This is a genomic window from Streptococcus sp. KCJ4932 (assembly GCF_004352745.1).
GTDB lineage: Bacteria > Bacillota > Bacilli > Lactobacillales > Streptococcaceae > Streptococcus > Streptococcus ruminicola.
This window is the reverse complement of record NZ_SJWW01000007.1, coordinates 80,808-97,010: the sequence shown is the minus strand read 5'-3', so window position 1 is coordinate 97,010 and position 16,203 is coordinate 80,808. Positions and strand designations below refer to the sequence as shown.

Annotated in this window: 15 protein-coding genes and 1 other annotated feature; of the genes, 13 read left to right on the top strand and 2 right to left on the bottom strand. The window is 36.0% G+C overall.

Annotated elements, in window-relative coordinates:
- From E0E02_RS04530 to E0E02_RS04510, 5 genes are all read left to right on the top strand, one after another.
- A partial coding sequence (locus E0E02_RS04530; RefSeq protein WP_133017959.1) for an alkaline phosphatase family protein occupies positions 1 to 2,193 on the top strand: 2,193 nt, incomplete at its 5' end.
- A gap of 199 nt (positions 2,194 to 2,392) precedes the next feature.
- Positions 2,393 to 5,590 carry a GBS Bsp-like repeat-containing protein gene (locus E0E02_RS04525; protein WP_240789015.1) on the top strand — a complete coding sequence of 1,066 codons (3,198 nt, stop codon included), beginning with the start codon at positions 2,393 to 2,395 and terminating at the stop codon, positions 5,588 to 5,590.
- A 14-nt stretch (positions 5,591 to 5,604) separates the two neighbouring features.
- Positions 5,605 to 6,186 carry a DUF6287 domain-containing protein gene (locus E0E02_RS09425; RefSeq protein ID WP_165937135.1) on the top strand — a complete coding sequence of 194 codons (582 nt, stop codon included), beginning with the start codon at positions 5,605 to 5,607 and terminating at the stop codon, positions 6,184 to 6,186.
- A gap of 105 nt (positions 6,187 to 6,291) precedes the next feature.
- Positions 6,292 to 7,509, top strand: coding sequence for a peptidase T (gene pepT / locus E0E02_RS04515; protein WP_074964482.1), 1,218 nt, complete (start codon positions 6,292 to 6,294; stop codon positions 7,507 to 7,509).
- Positions 7,510 to 7,561: 52 nt separating this feature from the next.
- Positions 7,562 to 8,053, top strand: coding sequence for an EbsA family protein (locus tag E0E02_RS04510; protein WP_014334922.1), 492 nt, complete (start codon positions 7,562 to 7,564; stop codon positions 8,051 to 8,053).
- Here E0E02_RS04510 and E0E02_RS04505 read toward each other — a convergent pair.
- Entirely contained in the window at positions 8,043 to 8,237 is a 195-nt protein-coding gene (locus tag E0E02_RS04505) for a ferredoxin (protein WP_006532537.1), read from the bottom strand. The genes E0E02_RS04510 and E0E02_RS04505 overlap by 11 nt on opposite strands.
- A gap of 44 nt (positions 8,238 to 8,281) precedes the next feature.
- Between E0E02_RS04505 and E0E02_RS04500 the strand changes: the two genes are divergently transcribed.
- From E0E02_RS04500 to rplT, 5 genes are all read left to right on the top strand, one after another.
- Positions 8,282 to 8,764 carry an SAG1386/EF1546 family surface-associated protein gene (locus tag E0E02_RS04500; RefSeq protein WP_006532536.1) on the top strand — a complete coding sequence of 161 codons (483 nt, stop codon included), beginning with the start codon at positions 8,282 to 8,284 and terminating at the stop codon, positions 8,762 to 8,764.
- Between the two features lie 14 nt (positions 8,765 to 8,778).
- Positions 8,779 to 9,459, top strand: a complete 681-nt coding sequence (cmk, locus tag E0E02_RS04495; protein ID WP_133017957.1) for a (d)CMP kinase — start codon at positions 8,779 to 8,781, stop codon at positions 9,457 to 9,459.
- Between the two features lie 23 nt (positions 9,460 to 9,482).
- Positions 9,483 to 9,610, top strand: a sequence feature (ribosomal protein L20 leader region).
- Between the two features lie 13 nt (positions 9,611 to 9,623).
- A complete protein-coding gene (infC, locus tag E0E02_RS04490) occupies positions 9,624 to 10,154 on the top strand; it encodes a translation initiation factor IF-3 (protein ID WP_003065423.1) in 531 nt (176 codons plus the stop codon).
- A gap of 38 nt (positions 10,155 to 10,192) precedes the next feature.
- On the top strand, positions 10,193 to 10,393 hold the full coding sequence (rpmI, locus tag E0E02_RS04485; RefSeq protein WP_003065422.1) for a 50S ribosomal protein L35: 201 nt from the start codon (positions 10,193 to 10,195) through the stop codon (positions 10,391 to 10,393).
- Positions 10,394 to 10,444: 51 nt separating this feature from the next.
- A complete protein-coding gene (gene rplT, locus E0E02_RS04480; protein ID WP_000124839.1) occupies positions 10,445 to 10,804 on the top strand; it encodes a 50S ribosomal protein L20 in 360 nt (119 codons plus the stop codon).
- A 263-nt stretch (positions 10,805 to 11,067) separates the two neighbouring features.
- On the opposite strand, the gene E0E02_RS04475 is transcribed toward rplT, so the two are convergent.
- Positions 11,068 to 13,203, bottom strand: a complete 2,136-nt coding sequence (locus E0E02_RS04475; RefSeq protein WP_074867926.1) for an LTA synthase family protein — start codon at positions 13,201 to 13,203, stop codon at positions 11,068 to 11,070.
- A 288-nt stretch (positions 13,204 to 13,491) separates the two neighbouring features.
- Here E0E02_RS04475 and E0E02_RS04470 point away from each other — a divergent pair, with 288 nt between their 5' ends.
- The 3 genes from E0E02_RS04470 to E0E02_RS04460 are packed head-to-tail and all read left to right on the top strand — an operon-like array spanning position 13,492 to position 16,188.
- Positions 13,492 to 14,655: a class I SAM-dependent rRNA methyltransferase gene (locus E0E02_RS04470; protein WP_133017956.1), complete on the top strand. Its 1,164-nt coding sequence runs from the start codon at positions 13,492 to 13,494 to the stop codon at positions 14,653 to 14,655.
- Positions 14,652 to 15,329, top strand: coding sequence for a type I 3-dehydroquinate dehydratase (gene aroD, locus E0E02_RS04465; protein ID WP_006532529.1), 678 nt, complete (start codon positions 14,652 to 14,654; stop codon positions 15,327 to 15,329). Before E0E02_RS04470 ends, aroD begins: the two co-directional genes overlap by 4 nt.
- Complete coding sequence (locus E0E02_RS04460; RefSeq protein ID WP_133017955.1) at positions 15,319 to 16,188, top strand: shikimate dehydrogenase; 870 nt, start codon at positions 15,319 to 15,321, stop codon at positions 16,186 to 16,188. Before aroD ends, E0E02_RS04460 begins: the two co-directional genes overlap by 11 nt.
- The last annotated feature ends 15 nt before the right edge of the window (positions 16,189 to 16,203 follow it).

Genomic DNA, 16,203 nt, shown 5'->3' with positions numbered 1-16,203 from the left:
GCTAAAATGACATTAAATCTTAATAATGAGGAATTTGACTGGACTAAATTTCATGGCTTCTGGGATACGAATTTTATTCCATGTTTTTTGATTTTATTGCTTCTTATTTTCGTATTTAAGATTATGGATTCGAAAAAACTCTTGAACATAAAATTTTTTAATTTTGAGTATAAAAAAATTTCAAAATTTTATGTTCACATATTGAGCCAGTTTGCAACGATGTTTATTGTTACAAGTAATCAGTTTGTTCAAAGTTTTCTATCGAATAAGCTTTTTGCCGTAAGTGATATAAAAAAAGTACCTTACGCAGGTCAGTTGTTCTGGTATTCTCTTGGAATGTATCTTTTTTTCAGTTTGATAACATATTCGGCTGTAAAAGGCATTGCCTATCTTTGTGAAAATAAGCCGACGCCAGCTTTAGCTTTATCAACAAGTTTTCTATTGGCTTTTGTTTTTAATTATTCAATTCAAGCAGGAATTACTGATCAAGGAAGTTGGTACGGGTATTACACTGCATCAGGTGCAACTATTTTTCAAATAGTTTTTATTGCAATATGCTTCTTATTTATTTACATACTAATAAATAGATATTTATTAGCAACGGTTATAAATGTTATCATAGGAGTATTAATCAGTTATGTTAACATGGTCAAATTCTCTACTCGTAATGAGCCACTTTTATTATCTGATTTGAATTGGATTGGAGATATAGTTTTTTTTAAAGACTATGTTGACGATAATACTTTATTAGTCACTTTAACGTTAACAGCTTGGGTTATTTTTGCCTTGTATTATTTTAGAAAAAGCTGCTTGCCAGGTAAAATTTATAAAAATCTGAAACTACGTTTAGCGTTAATTGCTACAATCGTATTATCTTTTGTAACAGTTTTAACTGTATTTTCTAACGAAGAAGACGGCAGAATTCCGGATAAAATTCCGGTTTTATCTGCTGTTTATAATCTTTATGATGTAAATTGGCTTGGAACGTCAGCTAATGCAAGATTTCAATCATTAAGCTTTGTATGGCTAAAGCAAATGACTATTACAGATATTGAAAAACCGTCAAAATATAGTCAAAAGGAAATTGATAATCTTTATGAAAAGTATAAGAGTCTTGCAAAAGAAATTAATACAACGAGAACAGAAAATATTTCTAATCAAACAGTTATCTTTATTTTAAGTGAAAGTCTAGCAGATCCAGAACGTGTTCCAGGTGTGACTTTATCTGCTCCAGTTTTACCACAGATTAAGCAAATTCAATCAGAAACAACTTCTGGTTTAATGAAATCCGATGGTTATGGTGGCGGAACAGCTAATATGGAATTTCAAACTCTGACTGGATTACCTATGTACAATTTTAATGATATGATTTCAGTTTTGTATACTGAGGTTATTCCAGATATGACTTATATTCCATCAATTAGTAATGCATTTGATCCTCAAAATAGAATAGTAATTCATTTATCTGATGCTACACACTATGCTCGTAATTCTGTCTATACGAAGTTAAAATTTAATGAATTTATTGCAACATCAGGGTCTGATAATATTGCTGAAGAAGCTAATTTGTTAGGTGCTTATCCAAGTGACTCATCGACATATGATAATATTTTAGCCAAAATAGATTCTTCTCAAAATCAATTTTTCTCTGTTATGACAATGCAAAATCACGGTCCCTGGATTCCAACTGATTTGAGCGACATTACTGCAAGTAGTGATAGACTGAGTGCTGAGGAAAATGAAAGTTTAACAAATTATGCTAGACTTTTGAGCTATACAGATAGTAGTACCGCTGAATTTTTGCAACAATTGCAAGGAATTGATAAGAAAATAACCGTTGTTTTTTATGGGGACCATTTACCTGGAATCTATCCTAAAACAGCATTTAAAGATAGTCCTGAAAGTCAGTATTTAACTGATTACTTTATTTGGAGCAATCACGATACCGTTAAAGATGATTACCCACTAGTAAACTCAAGCGATTTTCCAGCAGAATTATTAGCACATACAAATTCACGAGTATCGCCTTATTACGCTTTATTAACAGAAGTTTTAAATAAAGCAAGTGTCGATAAATCCAAACTTGATAGTGATGGTAAAAAAGTTGCTAAAGATTTGAAAATGATTCAGTATGATTTAACAGAAGGAAAAGGTTATATCCTAAAGCATTCTGATTTCTTTGAATTTGAATAGATTAACTTTTTTAGCTGAACTTTGCTTGTTTGATTTGTTCTTCTTTTCTAATGTTTCTTACATTTATCCAGATTAATATTTTAGGCAGTGATTTTGAAATCGCTGCCTTCTTTTGTTTAGCGAAAGCATATGTGCTTGAAGGGCTTACAAAATCATGATAAAATGGATACGAGTAAAGAATAGAAAGAGGGGGATTGATTTGAAAAAGAATATCCTTCGAAGCTGCCTAGTATCTCCGATTATTATAGGAGCTTTTTTAAGTTCGGGGCAAGTTTTCGCTGACGAAAACACAACCATCCAATCAACGACAGTAACTGAGAATGTTCAATCATCGGTAGAGCAATCTAGTTCACTTCAATTAAACAGTGATAGTGTTATCTCTGATGATAATGAAACAAACAACTCATTATCATCATCTGAAGTTCAAAATGAATCACAAAATTTAACCGATGCTGATAAGCAAGATTCAGCAATTGCTGATGGTCAAGAAGCTGAAAAAAATGCCGATGACCAAACTAGTCTGATTAATCCTTCAATTTCTGAAGATAATAAGGAATCAGCAGGAAATTCTGAAGGGAATAACGTTGATAATTCAGCGGTACAAGAGTCACAATCATCTGATGCTACAACAGATCATGTTTCTAGTAAGACTTCGTTGTCAAACCTTGCTGAGTCAAAGGTCTCAACATCAGCTGTCCAAGCTGCTAGTCAAAAGGTAATTAATCAATTAGCTGCTTCTAAAGCTGTTGTAAAAGAAGTAACCAGTGCGACCTTAACTAACAAAGGTTTTGATATTCAGTACAACCAGGCCATTCCAGCAGGTGCTAAAATCATGTTTGCCGTTTGGTCTGAGGTCAATGGTCAAGATGACCTGATTTGGTACACAGCTGATAGCAATGGACATGTCGTAGCCAAATACACTGGTTCATATGGAAAATACAATATCCATACTTACCAAAATCTCAATGGTCAAATGATTGGTTTAAATGGTCGTACCATTGATGTTCCAAAACCAAGTGCTAAGGTCACAATCACAAAAGTCAATGGCACAACTTACAAAGTGACAGTCAGTGATATTCCAGCTTACATCACTAGTATTCAACTACCAACTTGGACAGAAAAAGGTGGTCAGGATGATATTCAGTGGTATAGTACTACTCAAAATGCTGACGGCACTTTTACAAGAACCTTTAGTATCGCTGAGCACAACCTAGAAAGTGGTAAATATAATGTCCATGTTTATGGGACAAGTGCAGTTACAAATTCGCTAACAGGTCTTACTGGTACAAGCTTCCAAGGAGATTATCAGTTTGGTGATGTTAAAGTTCAACCAACTTTGACATCAAATGGTATCCAAATTAGCATGCCAAGTGATGTTAGCTCAGATATGACCGTTTACCATGCTGTTTGGTCAGCCAAAAATGACCAAGACGATTTGATTTGGTACAAAGTTCCAGCTAATGGTCAACTGACAGCTAAGTACACTGGTGATTATGGCACTTATCTTATCCATACTTACGCTGTGATTAAAGGTCAGATGACATGTATCAGTGCGACAAGTATCGACGTGCCAAAACCAAGTGCTAAAGCTAAAATTACTAAAGAAAGTCCAACAACTTATAAAGTCACAATTACTGATGTTCCGGTTTACATTGATAGTATTCAAGTACCAACGTGGACTGAAAAGAATGGTCAAGATGACATTCAATGGTATAAGGCTACTAAAGCTGCTGATGGCTCATACTATGTTATTTTTAGTGAAGCAACTCATAACCTTGAAGCTGGCACTTACAATGTTCACGTTTATGGAAATAGCCGTGTCACAAATAGTCAAACAGCTTTGCTTGGAACACGTTTTGAATCTGATTACCAATTTGGTGATGTTAAGGTTCAAGCAAGCCTAGGTCAGAATGGTATTAACATCAGCATGCCAAGTGATGTCAGCTCAAATTTAAAAGTTATGCATGCGGTATGGTCAGCTAAGAATGATCAAGATGATCTTATCTGGTATCAAGTTCCAGCGAATGGTCAATTAACAGTAAAATATACTGGCGATTATGGAACATATCTTATCCATACCTACGCTGTTATCAATGGTCAAATGACATGTATCAGTGCAACAAGCATTAATGTGCCGAAACCAGAGATTAAAGCGACAGTTACAAAAGAAAGCGACGTTAAAGTTAAGGTGACTGTTTCAAATGTTCCAGTGTATGTAACTGGTATTACAATTCCAGTTTGGACAAGTTTGAACGGTCAAGATGATATTAAATGGTATCAGGCTATTAAACAATCTGATGGGACTTATATCTTAACCTTCTCGCCTAAAGAACATAACTTTGAATCTGGCCATTACAATATTCATATCTATGGTCAAAGCCAAGTTAGTCATTCATTAGAAGCTTTATCATCGACAAACGGTGTTGATTTATCAACAGATAAGTATGTTGTTGATCCAGCGGTGTCAGTTCAAAATCATGATGCAAATAGTGGGACTTTAAAAGTTCGAATTGCTGAATCTGAATACACTAAGAAGATTAAATCAGTCAGTGTTGCTGTCTGGTCGGAAAGTAATCAATCCAACCTTCACTGGTACACAACTTCTGATGTGTATGATGGTGTAGTGACTGTCATGGTTAATGAGAAAAACCATGGCTACATCAAAGGTAACTATACTGTTCACGTCTATGTTGATTTCACAGACAATACAACCTCAGGATTTAACTTAGGGCAATATGCTTTGAATGCTGATGAGCCTGCACAACACGCGCCGTCTTATTTCATTGATATCAGTAGTCACAACGGTGTTATTTCGGTTAGTGATTATCAACGTTTGAAGAGTCAAGGAATTACGGGTGTTGTTGTTAAGTTAACAGAAGGAACTTCTTACACAAATCCTTATGCTAGAGCGCAAATTGCTAATGCGCAAGCAGCTGGTTTGAGAGTATCAGCTTATCATTATTCTCATTATGGAACAGCAGCAGAAGCAAGAGCAGAGGCTCAATATTTTGTTCGTGTAGCGCAATCGATGGGACTTTCAGGCTCAACGACAATGGTCAATGACATGGAAGAACGTAGCATGCTAAACGGTGACCTTAATGCTAATACCCAAGCGTGGAAAGATGAAATGAATCGTCTTGGCTACAGTAACAATGTTTACTACACGATGGCAAGCTGGTTGGACACTAAAGGTGGAAAATTAAATACAGCTAAATTTGGTTTATCAAATCTATGGGTAGCGCATTACTTGTATGCATATACCTATTTAGATCAAGAATCAGCTAAATCTTTGTCATATTATTCAAATACAGCTGCTTGGCAGTATACGAGTGTTTCACCAAAACTCTCACATGCTCTTGATGAAAGTATTGATTACACAGGTCGATTTACTTGGTAAAAGGAGGAATAGCGATGAAAAAGAGTTTAAAACTTGTTCTGGCTTTAGTCTTGTCACTTTGCATGGTGACAGCTTGTACAAGTCATACCAATAATCATAGCAAACAATCTTCAACAGCAACGAAAACAAGTACTAAAGTAACTTCTTCAAGTTCAAGTAAAAGTAGTGCTTCGTCATCGTCAGTTTCTTTAGAAAGTCAGCCTTCATCGACTGAAGCTTCATCAACACAAGTTGAACAAGAGATTGCTCCAATTTATACAGGTGCTATTTTAAAAGCAGACTATGCTACGATGGCAGGAAATTGGCAAAATGCATCTGGAAATGTTTTAACCTTTAATAACACTGGATTAGCTACCGAAGGAATGACCCCTAACATTTTAGATATCGATCAAAATGGTATTCTACTACTAGATGTTCAGACTGGTGCAAGATCAAATGTTACGTTGTATATTGTCCCAGCTAATACGGCTTTTTCATCAGATTATTTGAATGGTCAATCTGATCCAACAGATGTTTCAAAGGATCGTGTGATTTCGTCAGCTGATATAAATTCAGGCGATTTAGCTAACAAGGCATACTATCACGTTTCGCAATAAATCTGTTAGTTTTTGAGTGAAGCTGACCTAAAAAACAACCCTTGGGGTTGTTTTTTTTAACCGATTATGTGATATAATAGTTAACGAGAAAAATAGAGGTGAAAGATGTCTTACGAAAACTTATTAAATCGTTTTTTGACCTACGTTAAGATTAATACACGTAGTAATCCAGATAGTACAACAACGCCATCGACTCAAACTCAAGTCGATTTTGCTTTGAATGTTTTGAAACCTGAGATGGAGTCTGTTGGTTTGCAAGACGTGCATTATCTAACAAATGGTTACCTTGTTGGTACATTACCAGCTAACGATTCAACTAAAACACGTAAAATCGGTTTTATTGCTCACATGGATACAGCCGATTTTAATGCAGAAGGAATCAGCCCACAAATTATCGAAAATTATGCTGGCGGTTCTATTGAACTTGGTCAATCTGGCTATGCACTTTCACCAGAAGAGTTTCCAAATTTGAACAATTACCTTGGACAAACTTTGGTAACAACCGATGGTACAACTCTTCTTGGTTCAGATGATAAATCTGGAATTGCTGAAATCATGACAGCGATTGAATACTTGGTTGCTCATCCTGAAATTAAACACGGTGAAATTCGTGTCGGCTTTGGACCAGATGAGGAAATTGGTGTTGGAGCTAATAAATTTGACGTTGATGATTTCAATGTTGATTTTGCTTACACTGTTGATGGTGGTCCACTTGGCGAACTTCAATACGAAACATTTAGCGCTGCAAGTTTAGAGATTGATTTCATGGGACGTAATGTTCACCCTGGTACTGCTAAAAACCAAATGATTAATGCTTTGCAATTAGCTATTGATTTCCACAATCAATTACCAGAAGCAGATCGTCCAGAAAAAACAGAAGGATATGAAGGGTTCTTCCACTTGCATGGTATGGAAGGTGCTGTTGAAAAAGCACATAGTTCATATATTATCCGTGATTTTGAAGACGAATCATTTGAAAATCGTAAAAAATTAGTTCAAGAAATCGCTGATAAGATGAACGCTGAACTTGGTAAAGACTGTGTTCTTATCACAGTGAACGACCAATATTACAACATGAAGAAAGTCATTGAAAAAGATATGACTCCAGTTGAATTGGCCAAAGAAGTCATGGAAGATTTAGACATTAAACCGGTTATTGAACCAATTCGCGGTGGAACAGATGGTTCTAAGATTTCATTTATGGGCATTCCAACACCAAACTTATTTGCTGGTGGGGAAAACATGCACGGTCGCTTTGAATTTGTCAGTCTTCAAACAATGGAAAAAGCAGTGGATGTTATTATTGGAATCGTTCAAAAATAATTAAGCTTTATCTAAGCCTTATTTGTTAGAATTAGCTAAATGGAGGACCGCAATGATTAAAATCTTTGGAAAGATTCGATACCATTGGCAACCAGAACTATCTTGGTCAATTATTTATTGGTCAATTGCAATGGTTCCAATGTTTATCGGTTTGTCATTATTATTCGAGCGGACAAAAATACCGAGTCAATTCTTTGTTTTATTTGCTGCCTTTATTGTTTTGGTAGGGTTAGGATTCCATCGTTATTTCGTAATTGAAGAAGATGGTAAACTGCGTATTGTATCACTTAACCCATTTAAAAAATCAAGGGTTGCGATTGCACAGATTGAAAAAATTGAAGTCAATAGATCTGGTTTAGTTTTAAAAATTAAAAATCAAACGGATAGGATTTTTTACATGCGCAAATGGCCTAAGAAGTATTTCTTAGATGCTCTAGCTGTTCATCCTGATTTTCGAGGTACAGTTGAATTGACGGATAATTTTATCAAACTTGATTATTTTGAAGCTTATAAGTCTAACAAAAAAGCTCCTACTAAATTGTAAGAGCTTTGGTTGGACAAGATTTGACAGCAAGAAGGGTGTCTTTGTCTGAGTCTGGAACTGTTTGTTCTAATAAATCAGAATCAGCAAATTTTACAATGCCATCGTCATGGTAATCGAATCGATTAGAGTATGTTTGGCAGAGGCCACAGGCAATACATTTTTCAGGAATTATTGATACTTTCATATTATTATTGTAATATGAATTGATATATTTAACAAGGGGACATTATGGCAAAACAACCATGGGAAGAAAAAGTAGTCGATGACAACGAAATCAGAATTAGCCGTAAAACAAAAGGTTCAGTTATCAGCACACCTTTGTTGACAGCTTTATTGAGTGTTTTCTTTGTTATTGTTGTTGCGATTTTGTTTGTTGTTTTTTACACTTCAAATCGTGGTGGTGATAAAGCGTCAGAAACATCTAATTTTTATGGCGCTTCATCTAGTGTTGTCTCTTCATCTGAAGCGACAAGTTCAGAAAGCTCACAAGAATCAACGGAAGCTTCGTCTACAGATGCTAGTTCAAGTGACACAACTGAATCATCAAGTGAAGGTAATGGGGATACCATTACAGTTATGTCTGGTGAAGGTGCGGCATCAATTGCTGCACGTGCAGGAATTTCAGTTGACAAACTCTATGAACTTAATCCTGACCACATGACTTCAGGATACTGGTATGCAAATCCTGGAGATGAAGTACACATTAATTAGGAAGAAAAGGAATCATGAAATCAATTAGAATTGCGATTGATGGTCCTGCTTCAAGTGGTAAGAGTACAGTAGCCAAGATTATTGCTAAAAATCTTGGCTATACTTATCTTGATACTGGAGCAATGTACCGTTCAGCAACTTATTTAGCGTTACAAAATAATTTAACAGAAGATAATGTAGAAGAAATTTTAAAAGCATTGGCCAATAACCCAGTGTCATTTGGTCGAGCAGAAGATGGCAGCCAGACTGTTTTTGTTGGTGAAAAAGATGTTACCCTTGCTATTCGTCAAAATGACGTGACAAATAACGTGTCATGGGTAGCAGCTATTCCAGAAGTTCGCGAAGAACTTGTTGAACAACAACGTCGTATTGCTAAAAATGGTGCCATCATTATGGATGGTCGTGATATTGGTACAGTTGTTTTACCTGATGCTGAACTTAAAATCTTTTTGATTGCTTCTGTTGAAGAACGTGCAGAACGTCGATTCAAAGAAAATAAAGAAAAAGGAATCGAAACTGATTTTGAAACACTTAAACGTGAAATCGCAGAACGTGATTATAAAGATAGTCACCGTAAGGTTTCACCATTAAAAGCAGCAGAAGATGCCATCACGTTTGATACAACAGGTGTTGATATTGATGGTGTTGTGAAATTTATTCAAGAAAAAGCGGAAAAAATCATTGACATGGACTAGTCTCTATGATAGAATATAATCAATGAGAAAAGCAGAAGTGAGAACTTCTCGCCTTGCGACTACGGTTGTCTGGCCCAACATGTCAAAGATTCCGAATGGAATATTACGTGTGTGCGGGCTTGATTTATCAAGTCCGTTTCGTTTTTCTCTAAAAAAATAAAGAGGTGAAGATCATAGCTAAGAAAGATCTATTCATTAACGATGAAATCCGCGTTCGCGAAGTTCGTCTCGTTGGTCTTGATGGTGAACAACTAGGAATTAAACCATTGTCAGAAGCACAAGCTATTGCTGATGATGCTAATGTTGACTTGGTTCTAATTCAGCCACAAGCTACGCCACCTGTTGCTAAAATTATGGACTACGGAAAGTTCAAATTTGAGTATCAAAAGAAACGTAAGGAACAACGTAAAAAACAAAGCGTTGTGACTGTTAAAGAAGTTCGTCTTAGCCCAGTTATCGATAAAGGTGACTTCGAGACTAAACTTCGTAACGGCCGTAAATTCCTTGAAAAAGGAAACAAAGTGAAAGTCTCAATTCGCTTTAGAGGTCGTATGATTACTCACAAAGAAATTGGAGCAAAGGTATTGGCGGAATTTGCAGAAAGAACGCAAGATATTGCTATTATTGAGCAAAGAGCTAAAATGGATGGACGTCAAATGTTCATGCAACTTGCTCCAATTCCAGACAAGAAATAATTGTCAATTTTAAACTATTTTAAGAGGAGAATTCTAAAATGCCAAAACAAAAAACTCACCGCGCATCAGCTAAACGTTTCAAACGTACAGGTTCTGGTGGATTGAAACGCTTCCGCGCATTTACTTCACACCGTTTCCACGGTAAAACTAAAAAACAACGTCGTCATCTTCGTAAAGCAGCTATGGTGCACTCAGGAGATTTCAAACGTATTAAAGCAATGCTTTCAGGTCTTAAATAAGACTAAAGCAATTACTCGATATTATTAAGAATTATTTGGAGGAGAATATAAATGGCTCGTGTTAAAGGTGGCGTTGTATCACGCAAACGTCGTAAACGTGTATTGAAACTTGCTAAAGGTTACTATGGTGCAAAACATATCTTGTTCCGTACTGCAAAAGAACAAGTAATGAACTCTTACTACTATGCATACCGTGACCGTCGTCAGAAAAAACGTGATTTCCGTAAACTTTGGATCACTCGTATCAATGCGGCAGCTCGTATGAATGGTTTGTCATACTCACAATTGATGCACGGTTTGAAATTGGCTGAAATCGAAGTTAACCGTAAAATGCTTGCTGATTTAGCAGTTAACGATGCAGCAGCTTTCACAGCTCTTGCAGATGCAGCTAAAGCTAAACTTGGTAAATAAGAATTAATAAAAGGCTAACCTTTGGTTAGCCTTTTTTCTTGTCTTTATACCTCTAATTCAATAGTTTATAGATTTAGTATAAAATTTAATTAGTGCTGAAATTAGAGCGATAGGAGAAGCAAATGGCTACCCTAAGAGTTAGTTGTACAATGAAAGTATTGTTCTTTATTCACCGTACTTTCGATGAATATTTACCAAACTTAGAAATGAAGGTATCAAAAAAAGTCTTGCTAAACCTAGCAAGACTTTTTAATTATGAGTACTTATTCAGAGCTTGAGCTATTTGAACTTTCGTGAAGTTGCATGTAGCTTGGTGCTTTGAAGAGATCGACTGTTGATTCGTCGCCATTTTCGCTATATAGACTAGTTGACTCGTCACCGCGTTTTTTCTCGATTGATTTAAGTGTTTTAAGAGAATGTGTATAAGAAATTGAAGAACTATCGACTTCTTTTAGACCATTCTTATCAAATCGAAGTAGGTCACCAGTTTGAACTTCGTCGCTGACAGAAAGTTGTTTAGCAACAGCATCGCGAATAGCTTTAGTTGCTGCTTGAGTGTTTTCGTCAGGGTTTGTAATTTCTTGACCAGAGTCAGTGTAGTAGAGGCGACCGCTATAACTTGTATAAGTTGGTGTCACATAATCGCCTGATGTTCTAAAGGCTACGATTTGTTTATTATCGCTAGAAAGCAAGTCTTGTCCGAGTTGAACGTAGTTGCTTGTATCGATACCTAGCAAGTGTAGAAGCGTTGGTAAGTTGTCAACTTCACCACCAAAGGTGTTGCTGATATGTCCTTCGGTAAATCCTGGAATGTGAATCATGTAAGGAACACGTTGTAACATGGCGTTGTCATAACCTGTCCAAGTTTCAGAGTCTTTTCCAAGAAGTGGCGCTAAGTCGGTATTTCTTGAATTTGAGATACCATAATGGTCACCATAGAGGACGATAATCGAATTATCATATAAACCAGATTCTTTCAAATAATCAAAGAAAGCTTTGACGGCAGAATCTAAGTAGTTAGCAGTTGCGAAGTAACCGTTGATTGTTTCATCATCGGTTTTAGCTAATGGGAAGCCTTCTTCATCAGAATTACCAGCTAAACTTGTGTATGGGTAGTGGTTACTTACAGTAATAAACTTAGTATAGAAAGGTTGTTGCATGTGCTCAAGGTATTTAATTGAGTCAGCAAACATGTATTTATCATTCAATCCATATTGGAATGAGTTTTCACTGTTTTGTTTTGTGAAATATGATGAATCAAAGAAGTAGTTGTAACCCCATTGTTTATAGGCATTATTACGGTTCCAGAAGGTACCAACGTTACCGTGGAAAACAGCACTTGTGTAATCATCAGTTTGTCCAAGGATTGATGGGGCAGCATAAGCAGTATTTGTTCCACCGTAGTTAACAAGGTATGAACCACTACTGAGACCGAATAATGACGTTTCCATCAAGGTTTCAGCATCAGATGTTTTACCTGCTTTAACTTGGTGGAAGAAGTTTGAGAAAGCTAGTGTTGAATTTGAGTGATATAGCGAGTTTAAGAACGGAGTGACTTCATATGATTTTCCGTCAACTTGCAAATGGTAATCAATCAAAAATTGTTGGAAACTTTCTAAGTGAATAACAATGACGTTTCGTCCTTTAGCAATACCAAAATATTTTGAATTTGGTGCTGCGTAATGCTCTGACACATATTCTTTAGCTTCTTTTAAATCAGAAGCAGTGGCTTCGCTACGAACTTTTTCTGTTTGATAGGTTTGGTTAGCACTATAGGCTGTAAATGATGGCAAACCAAGCGCTCGAACTACATAAACATTTGAAAAACCACGAGTTAACAATTCAGGTCGATCAATTTCGGCCATGAAAAGGTTAATTGAAAAGAATAGAGTTGATAAGGCCGTAATAGCAAAGCTTGCACGCTTGTTAAATGGACGATTATCAACTTTTATTTTCTTAGTAGCAAATAGTGCAAGTAGAACGATATAATCAATAATGTAAATAATATCCCAAACACGCAGTAAGTTAAGGGCTGAGTCACCAAGACCAGCAGAAACTTTACTACTTGCTAGCATAGCACTTACAGTAATGAAGTCCGAAAATTCACGGAAATAAATCGAGTTAGAAATAAGAAGAATATTTAATATTGTGTAAATAATCCAACTAACGATATAAAAAACACGTGTTCTCTTAATATAGAGGCTTAACCCGAGTAGAAGCAATCCGAGAGGAATAGGATTGATAATTGATAATAAAAGTTGATACGGATTCTCTAGTCCAAGACTAAAGTCAACGTGATAAGCCCACATAGTTTTTAGCCAATACAAGACTAAAAGTGTCAAAATAAATCCCAAACGTGTATTAACCACGTGAGAGATAATTTGTTTCATTTTTTTCACTGTAGGAACTTCCTTTATTCTTTTTTTCCTAAAGATAAAATCTCAGTTCCCATTATATCATAAAGCTAAGATTTTTAGTATAAGGAACTGTAGCGCATTTTAAGGCAAAATCTCGGTTAAGCGACCACTATTTTTTAGTGTATTAGATGCAAAAATAACTCTGTTATCTAGGTTACTTCTCTAATCTTTAATAGAATCCCCTTGTTTAGGCGTAAAAAGTTGCTTCTTATGCCTGTGAAATATAAAATTTAGTGGGAAAAATTCTGAATTTTTGATATAATAGGCTTCATGAACAAACTATACGTGGATTCTTTCGTTGAAAAGAAAATTAAGCGTGGTATTCAACTTTTGGATGGAAAAGATTTTCATCAACTTGATTTAGATAATCAGTTAGTTGCTCTTTACAATCACTCACGTCAGTTTTTAGGAACAGCTTACCTATCTCGTCAAAATAAAGGGATTGGTTGGTTCTTAGGAAATGGCAAGGTTGATTTGACAGAGTCTTATTTTGAAAGCTTGTTTAGTAAGGCTAAGCAGAAGCGTCAACACTTTGAAAACTCTGATTTGACAACAGCTTATCGATTGTTTAATCAAGATGGCGATAATTTCGGTGGTGTGACGATAGATCGTTATGCTGATTTTGTTGTATTTTCTTGGTACAACACTTTTGTTTATCAGTATCGTGATATCATTGTTAAAGCCTTTCAAAAAGTTTATCCTGCGGTTAAAGGCGGATATGAAAAAATTCGTTTTAAAGGACTTGATTATGAGTCAGCTCACATTTATGGTCAAGAAGCACCTGAAGCCTTTACCATTTTGGAAAATGGTGTCAAATACAGTGTTTTCATGAATGATGGTCTGATGACAGGTATCTTTTTAGATCAACATGAAGTCCGTGATGCTTTAATTAATGAACTAGGTCTTGGAAAACGTGTTCTAAACATGTTTTCTTACACAGCAGCTTTCTCAGTTGCAGCAGCTATGGGTGGTGCGATTGAAACAACTTCTGTAGACTTAGCTAAACGTTCTCGTGAACTGTCTCAAGCGCATTTTGAAGCCAATGGCCTTGATGTGACAAATCATCATTTTGTGGTCATGGACGTTTTTGAATATTTCAAATACGCTAAACGTAAAAACTTGACTTTTGATTTGATTGTTATCGATCCACCAAGTTTTGCTCGTAACAAAAAACAAACATTTTCTGTTGCTAAAGACTATCACCGTTTAATTAGCCAAGCACTAGAAGTCTTGTCAGATGATGGAATAATCATTGCTTCTACAAATGCAGCTAATTTGACTGTGGCACAGTTTAAGAAACAATTGGAAAAAGGATTTGCTTCTGTTAAGCATGAATATATTCGCTTGCAACAATTGCCAAGTGATTTCACGGTTAACAAGGCAGATATGAGCAGTAATTATTTGAAAGTATTTACAATAAAGGTTGAGAAATGAAAATAGTAGTACCTATTATGCCGAAAGATTTAGAAGAGGCGCAGTCGATTGATATTTCGAGATTCGAAGATGTGGATATCATTGAATGGCGAGCTGATTACTTAGCCAAAGAAGATATCATGACTGTTGCGCCAGCTATCTTTGAAAAATTTTCCGGCAGAGAGATTATTTTTACCATTCGCACAGATAAAGAAGGTGGTAATCTTAACTTATCTGATGACGAATATGTTGAGCTTTTGAAAAATATCAATGCTATTTACCACCCAGACTATATTGATTTTGAATATTTTTCACATAAAGAAGCCTTTCAACAAATGTTAGAGTTTCCAAATCTAGTTTTGTCTTATCATAATTTTGAAGAGACTCCTGAAAACTTGATGGAATCATTTTCTGAATTAACAGCCCTAGCTCCTCGTGTAGTTAAGGTTGCTGTTATGCCCCAAAGTGAACAAGATGTTATTGACTTGATGAACTACACTCGTGGATTTAAAACACTAAATCCTGAACAAGAGTATGCGACTATGTCAATGGGCAAACTTGGACGTGTTTCACGTTTTGCTGTTGATGTATTCGGCTCATCATGGTCATTTGCAAGCCTAGACCAAGCAAGTGCACCTGGACAGGTTGCTCTTGCCGATATGAAACGTATTAGGGAGGTACTTGATGCAGATTGATGGATACACTCGCTTAGCCGCTGTCGTGGCAACACCGATTAAACACTCTATTTCACCATTTATTCACAATTACGCTTTTGATAAAACAGGTGTAAATGGTGTTTATGTTGCCTGGGATATTCCTGAGGAAGACCTAGCGGTTACTTTGGAAAATGTTAAACGTTATGACATGTTTGGTGTGAATATTTCAATGCCATACAAACAAAAAGTTATGCCTTATATGGATGAGTTGACAGACTCAGCTGCCTTGATTGGTGCGGTTAATACCGTTATTAATCGTGACGGCAAGTTGGTTGGCCACAATACTGATGGTATTGGTTTCTTTAGAAGCCTTGCAACTTTTGCTGATTTTGATGTCAAAGGCAAGACAATGACTATTCTTGGTGGCGGAGGAGCTGCAACAGCTCTTATTGCACAAGCAGCATTAAATGGTGCTGGTCATATTAACATTTTCAATCAGACACAGTTCTTGGATGCGACTCAAGATAAAGCTAAAGAACTTTCTGATAAAACTGGTGTATCTATTACTGTTTATCCAGTCGAAGATTTGAAGACAATTCAAGAAAAAGTGTTAGAATCACAACTTTTTGTCAATGCGACAAGTGTTGGAATGGATGGTAAATCAATGATTATCACAGAAGACTTTGAGTTTCCTGAAGGTCTTTTGGTGGCTGATACAATTTATCAACCATTTGAAACACCATTCTTGAAATTAGCTCGAAGCAAAGGTCTCAAAGCGCTTAATGGCTTGGGTATGTTGTTATTCCAAGCAGCAGAAGCTTTTGAAATCTGGACTGGTGAGACTATGCCAACGGCTGAGATTTGGTCAGCTTTGGAAGAAAAGTACAATACAAAATAGGATAAAAAATAGGTG

Excerpts from the sequence above, each read along its gene's own strand:
- E0E02_RS09425 (WP_165937135.1), top strand. The coding sequence starts at position 5,605 with ATGAAAAAGAGTTTAAAACTTGTTCTGGCTTTAGTCTTGTCACTTTGC.
- E0E02_RS04510 (WP_014334922.1), top strand. The coding sequence starts at position 7,562 with ATGATTAAAATCTTTGGAAAGATTCGATACCATTGGCAACCAGAACTA.
- E0E02_RS04470 (WP_133017956.1), top strand. The coding sequence starts at position 13,492 with ATGAACAAACTATACGTGGATTCTTTCGTTGAAAAGAAAATTAAGCGT.
- aroD (WP_006532529.1), top strand. The coding sequence starts at position 14,652 with ATGAAAATAGTAGTACCTATTATGCCGAAAGATTTAGAAGAGGCGCAG.
- rpmI (WP_003065422.1), top strand. The coding sequence starts at position 10,193 with ATGCCAAAACAAAAAACTCACCGCGCATCAGCTAAACGTTTCAAACGT.
- E0E02_RS04505 (WP_006532537.1), bottom strand. The coding sequence starts at position 8,237 with ATGAAAGTATCAATAATTCCTGAAAAATGTATTGCCTGTGGCCTCTGC.
- rplT (WP_000124839.1), top strand. The coding sequence starts at position 10,445 with ATGGCTCGTGTTAAAGGTGGCGTTGTATCACGCAAACGTCGTAAACGT.
- pepT (WP_074964482.1), top strand. The coding sequence starts at position 6,292 with ATGTCTTACGAAAACTTATTAAATCGTTTTTTGACCTACGTTAAGATT.
- cmk (WP_133017957.1), top strand. The coding sequence starts at position 8,779 with ATGAAATCAATTAGAATTGCGATTGATGGTCCTGCTTCAAGTGGTAAG.
- E0E02_RS04500 (WP_006532536.1), top strand. The coding sequence starts at position 8,282 with ATGGCAAAACAACCATGGGAAGAAAAAGTAGTCGATGACAACGAAATC.
- E0E02_RS04460 (WP_133017955.1), top strand. The coding sequence starts at position 15,319 with ATGCAGATTGATGGATACACTCGCTTAGCCGCTGTCGTGGCAACACCG.